The following is a 6153-nucleotide window of genomic DNA, read 5'->3' on the forward strand; positions in this document are numbered from 1 at the left end:
CCCTGGAGGAACTCGTGACCATCGCCCCCGCCCTGCTCGAGGACTGGCTCCGCGAGCGGTACTTCACCACCACCTACGACATCAGCAGCAGCGGTGTCGAGAACTACACCGTCGACCAGGTCCTCGCCCTGGCCGGCACCGACGCCGCCTCGCTCGGCGGCATCGTGTTCCGCGACAGCCACTCGCTCGGCGGCGAGCCGCTGCGCGCCGCCCTCGCCGAGCGGCACGGCACCGACCCCGGCTCGGTGATCGCCACGCAGGGCTCCAGCGAGGCGATCTACCTGGTCATGCAGGCCCTGCTCAAGCCCGGTGACGAGGTCGTGGTGCAGGCGCCCGCCTACCACGCGCTGGTCGAGGTGGCCGCCTCGCTGGGCTGCCGGATCGTCCCCTGGGCGATGCGCACCGAGCACGGCGTGGTCACCAACGAGGACGAACTGCTGGCGCTGATCGGCCCGGCCACCGCCATGGTGGTGGTCAACTTCCCGCACAACCCGACCGGTGCCACCGTGACCGGGGACCAGCAGGCCGCCATCGTCGGCGCCTGCGCCCGGTACGGCACCTGGCTCGCCTGGGACAACGCCTTCCAGCACCTGGTCTACGACCGCGAGCCGCTGCCCGACCCGGCCCCCGGCTACCCCCGGGCGATCTCCTTCGGCACCCTGTCCAAGGCGTACGGCCTGCCGGGCCTGCGGGTCGGCTGGGCGCTGGCCGCGCCGGAGGTGCTGGCCGGCTGCGTGCGCCGCCGCGACTACACCAGCCTGGCGCTGTCCCCGCTGGTCGAGGCGGTGGCCACGCACGCCGTCCGGCACGCCGACGAGCTGCTGCGCCCCCGGCTGGCCCAGGCCACCGCCAACCGCGCGGTGCTGGCCGGCTGGCTGGCCGAGCACCGCGACCGGGTGACCGCCGACCTGCCGGCCGGCGGGGTCACCGCCTTCCCCGAGCTGACCACGGTGGCGGACGTGACCGCGTTCGCCGACCGGCTCGACCGCGAGCACGGCGTGCTGGTCGTACCCGGCTCCTGCTTCGGCGCCCCGCGGCACATCCGGCTCGGCTTCGGCGGCTCCTCCGCGGAGCTGGCCGCCGGCCTCGACCGGCTCGCCGCGCTGCTGCCCGCGGCCGGCTGAGGCCCGCCGCGGGCCCGACCCGCCGCCCCTCCCCGCCGCCCCTCCCTCCGGGCTCCGCCGAGCCCTCCCCGCACCACCGACCACCGAGGTGACACCCATGCACACCCTCACGCTCGACCCCGCCGACGCCGACGCGGTCGCCGCCCTGCTCGACGAGCTCGCCGCCCGGTACGGCAGCGTCGAGGACCAGGCCCTCCAGGACGAACTCACCGTCCAGTCCCACCGGTTGCCCCTCGCGCTGCGCCGCTTCCTGACCGACTTCCGGCTGCACGAGCCGGCCGGCGCCTGCGTGGTCTCCGGCTACCGCGTCGACCAGGACCGGATCGGCGCCACCCCGGCGCACTGGCAGCACCGCACCGGGGTCTCCCCGGCGCTGCGCGAGGAGATCTTCCTGCTGCTGTGCGGGGCGCTGCTCGGCGAGCCGGTCGCCTGGGCCACCCAGCAGGACGGCTACCTGGTGCACGACGTCCTGCCGGTGAAGGGCCACGAGGACGAGCAGATCGGCACCGGCAGCAACCAGACCATCTTCTGGCACGTCGAGGACGCCTTCCACCCCTACCGGGGCGACTACGTGGGCCTGCTGTGCCTGCGCAACCCGGACCGCGTGCCCACCACCTTCGTCGGCGTGCAGGAGCTGGAGATCTCCGCCGAGGACCGGCGGGTGCTCGCCGAGCCGCGGTTCTACATGCTGCCCGACAACTCGCACCTCCAGATGCTCGACAGCGGCCCCGGCCGGCCGCTCGCGGGCGGGGAGGAGCTGCTCGACGAGGCGTACGAGCGGCTGAAGCGGATGCGCGACGACGCCGCGCCCGTCCCGGTGCTGTTCGGCTCGCCGGCCGACCCCTACCTGTGCCTGGACCCGTACTTCATGGACCTGGACCGGCTGGACGAGGAGGCCCGGGGCGCCCTCCAGCGGCTCTCCGCGGAGATCGACCGCCGGCTCGGCGGCGCCGCGCTGGCCCCCGGCGAGATCGTCTTCGTCGACAACTACCGGGCGGTGCACGGCCGCAGTTCCTTCGCCGCCCGCTTCGACGGCACCGACCGCTGGCTCAAGCGGGTCAACGTGACCCGCGACCTGCGCAAGTCCCGCGACGCCCGGGCCGCCGCCGGCTCCCGCGTCCTGTTCTGAGCGCGGACCGCCGGCCCCGTCCGCCGCCGTCCCGACTCCGCCTTCCGCCCAGCCCCTTCGGGCCAGCCTGACCTTCTCCGGGGAGAGCACCGTGAGCACCACCCAGTCCGCCGCCGCGTCGCCGACCGGCCGCACCGCCGAGGCCACCGCCACCGCCGCCACCGCCGCCACCGCGACCGCCGCCGCGGCCGGCACCGCCGCCGGTACGGCCGCCGACACCGCCCGCCGGATCGCCGAACTGTCGCCCGACCAGCGGGCCCGGCTGGAGGCCCGGCTGCGCGAGCGGCTGGCCCGGCGCCCGGCCGCCACGGCCGGCGTGCCGCGCCGCACCCCGGGGGCGCCGGTGCCGCTCTCCTTCGCCCAGGAGCAGATCTGGCTGGCCCAGCAGCTCGCCCCGGAGTCGGCGGCGTACAACGTGCCGATGGCGGTGGCCTGCACCGGTCCGCTGGACGCCGAACGGCTGGCCCGGGCGTTCCGCACGGTGATCTCCCGGCACGAGGTGCTGCGCACCACGTTCGCCGCCGGTCCGGACGGCGCTCCGGTGCAACGGGTGCACGAGGAGGGCGGGTTCGCGCTGCCGGTGACCGACCTCCGGTCGGCGCCGGGAGGCGCCGAGGCACGGGTGCGCGAGCGGCTGGCCGAGGAGGCGCACACCCCGTTCGACCTGGCGGCCGGGCCGCTGCTGCGGGCGGCGCTGCTGCGCACCGGCGAGCAGGAGCACGTGCTGCTGCTGACCGTCCATCACATCGCCGTCGACGCCTGGTCGGTGAACGTGCTGCTGGCCGAGGTCGCGGCGGTCTACCGGTCGGCGGGCGGGCCGGGCGGCGCGGCGCTGCCGCCGCTGCCGGTGCAGTACGGCGACTTCGCCGCCTGGCAGCGCGGCCGGCTCGACGGCGCCGCGTACCAGGAGAGCCTGGACTACTGGCAGCAGCGGCTGTCCGGCCTGGCCGACACCCCGCCGCCGGCCACCGCCACCGGCCGCCCCGCGGGCGGCCCGGGCGCCGGCTCGCACCGCCTGGAGCTGCCCGCCGACGTCACGGCGGGCCTGCGGGCCCTGGCCGCGCGGCACCGGACCACGCTCTTCACGGTGGCACTGGCCGCACTCCAGACGCTGCTGCACCGCTACGGCTGCGGGCCGGACCCGGTGGTCGCCACCCCGGTCGGCGGCCGCGAGCGCACCGAACTCGAGGGCCTCATCGGCTGCTTCGTCAACACCCTGCTGCTGCGCGGCGACCTGTCCGGCGAGCCGACCTTCGCCGAACTGCTGGACCGCGCCGCCGAGGCGACCCGGCGCGACCTCCAGCACCAGGAGGTGCCCTTCGAGCAGCTGGCCGCCCGCTTGCGGGCCGGCTCCCCGGACGGGCTGGCGCGCACCATGCTGGTGCTCGACCAGGCCGCCCCGGGCGGCGCTCCCGGGGAGGCGCCCGGTGAGCTGGTGCTGCGCCCGCTGGACGGGGCCGGTCCGGCCGACGCCAAGCGGGACCTGACCTTCACCGTCTCGGAGACCGGCGACACCCTGGCGCTGACCCTGGTGCACCGCACCGACCGCTACGAGGAGCGCTCCGCCGCACGCCTGCTCGCCCACTACGCCACCCTGCTGCGCGAGGCCTGCGCCGACCCGCACCGCCCGGTCGGCCGGCTGCCGCTGCTCACCGCCGCCGAGCGCGAGCTGGTGCTGGGCACCTGGAACGCCACCGCCCTGGAGGTGCCGGCCGGCACCTTCCACGGCCGCTTCGCCGAGCAGGCCGCCCGGACCCCGCAGGCCGTCGCGGTGGTCGGCGCCGACGGCACCCACCGCTATGCCGAGCTGGACCGGCTGGCCAACCGGCTGGCCCACCACCTGCGCGGGCTCGGCGTCGGCGCCGAGACCCCGGTCGGCATCCGCCTGGAGCGCGGCAGCTGGACGGTGGTGGCGCTGCTCGCCGTGCTCAAGGCGGGCGGCTGCTACGTGCCGATCGACCCGGCCCAGCCGCAGGAGCGGATGGCGATGATGCTCGCCGACACCGCCGCCCCCGTGGTGATCACCCGCGCCGCCGCGGCCGACCGGCTGCCGGCCGGCGTGCGGGCGGTCGTGGTGGAGGAACTGGCCCTCGACGCGCTGCCCGACACCGCCCCGGAGGTCGCCGTCGACCCGGGCCAGGCCGCCTACGTGCTGTTCACCTCCGGCTCCACCGGACGGCCCAAGGGCGTGGTGGTCGAACACCGGCAGGTACTCAACTACCGCACCGCCGTGGTGTCCGCACTGGACCTCGCGCCGGACGCCGGGTACGCGATGGTGCAGCCGTTCACCTTCGACTCCTGCGTCACCGTGCTCTCGGCCGCGCTGCTGGGCGGCGGCACGCTGCACATGGTGGACGCCGACACCGCCTCGGACGGGCGGCTGCTGGCGGCCTACTGCGCCGAGCACGCGATCGACTACCTGAAGATCAGCCCGTCGCACCTGGCGGCGCTGGAGGGACCGGGGGCCGAGCACCGGGTGCTCCCCCGCCGCGGTCTGATCCTCGGCGGCGAGGGCTCCACCAGCACCTTCGTCCGGGAGCTGCTGGGCCGGGCCGACTGCGCGGTCCTCAACCACTACGGCCCCACCGAGACCACGGTCGGCGTCACCACCCACCGCCCGCGGGCCGAGGAGCTGGCGGCCACCCCGACGGTGCCGATCGGCCGGCCGCTCGGCAACGTGCGGGCGTACGTCTTGGACGGCCGGGGCGAGCCGGTGCCGGTCGGGGTCCCGGGCGAGCTGTTCATCGGCGGCGCCCAGGTCACCCGCGGCTACCTGGGCCGCCCGGGCCTGACCGCCGAGCGCTTCGTCCCGGACCCGTTCGGCGAGCCCGGTGCCCGGCTCTACCGCACCGGCGACCTGACCCGCCGACTGCCGGAGGGGGCGATCGAGTTCCTCGGGCGGCTGGACGACCAGGTGAAGATCCGCGGCTTCCGGATCGAACTGGGCGAGGTGGAGGCGGCGTTGGCCGCCCTGGAACCGGTGGCGGCGGCAGCGGCGGTGGTCCGTGAGGACCGGCCCGGCGACCGGCAGCTGGTCGGCTACCTCGTCCCGGTGCCCGGCGCCGAGATCGAACCGGCCGCCCTGCGCGCCGAGTTGGCCAAGGCGCTGCCCGGCTACATGGTCCCGTCCGCGCTGGTGGTGCTCGACGCGCTACCGCTGACCGCGCACAACAAGCTGGACCGGCGGGCGCTGCCGGCCCCGCCCCGCCAGGAGTCCGCCGCGGGCAGGACCGCGCGCGACGAACGGGAGGCCGCCCTGTGCCGGATCTTCGCCGAGGTACTGGGCACCGGGCACGAACCGGGCATCGACGAGAGCTTCTTCGACCTCGGCGGCCACTCCCTGCTGGCGATGCGCCTGGTCGCGGCCGTCCGCAGCGAACTCGACGCGGAGCTGGGCGTGCGCGACCTCTTCGAGGCGCCGACCGTCGCCGCCCTCGCCGAACGCCTGAACAGTGCCGGTCCCGCCGCCGCGTCGCCGCCGCTGGTCCGCGCGGAGCGCCCCGAGGTGGTGCCGCTCTCCTTCGCGCAGCAGCGGCTCTGGTTCCTCAACCGGATGGAGAGCGGAACCAGCGCGTACGCGATGCCGGTGGTGCTGCGGCTGACCGAGGCCGTCGACCCGGAGGCACTGCGGGCCGCCCTCGACGACGTCGTCGAGCGCCACGAGACGCTGCGCACCCTCTTCCCCGAGACCGACGGCGAACCCCGCCAGGACATCCGCCCCGCCACCAAGGGACTCATCCCCCTCCACACCCACCACGCCGACGACGAGACCGACGCCCGCACACGAATCGCCACCCTCGCCGCAACCCCCTTCGACCTCACCACCCAACTCCCCCTACGCGCCGCCCTCTTCACCCTCGCCCCCGACCACCACCTCCTCACCCTCGTCCTCCACCACAT

Annotated in this window: 3 protein-coding genes; all 3 read left to right on the forward strand. The window is 76.0% G+C overall.

What is annotated here, in order from left to right:
- Positions 1 to 14 precede the first annotated feature (14 nt).
- Positions 15 to 1124, forward strand: a complete 1110-nt coding sequence (vioD, locus tag ACFVHB_RS35730; protein WP_380330714.1) for a capreomycidine synthase — start codon at positions 15 to 17, stop codon at positions 1122 to 1124.
- A gap of 97 nt (positions 1125 to 1221) precedes the next feature.
- Positions 1222 to 2253: a guanitoxin biosynthesis L-enduracididine beta-hydroxylase GntD gene (gene gntD / locus ACFVHB_RS35735; RefSeq protein ID WP_380330717.1), complete on the forward strand. Its 1032-nt coding sequence runs from the start codon at positions 1222 to 1224 to the stop codon at positions 2251 to 2253.
- A 91-nt stretch (positions 2254 to 2344) separates the two neighbouring features.
- A partial coding sequence (locus ACFVHB_RS35740) for an amino acid adenylation domain-containing protein (RefSeq protein ID WP_380330720.1) occupies positions 2345 to 6153 on the forward strand: 3809 nt, incomplete at its 3' end.

The sequence above is a fragment of the Kitasatospora sp. NPDC127111 genome (assembly GCF_042677465.1).
Lineage (GTDB): Bacteria > Actinomycetota > Actinomycetes > Streptomycetales > Streptomycetaceae > Kitasatospora.

Bases quoted from the DNA above. Each gene is read 5' to 3' on its own strand.
- gntD (WP_380330717.1), top strand. From the start codon at position 1,222: ATGCACACCCTCACGCTCGACCCCGCCGACGCCGACGCGGTCGCCGCC.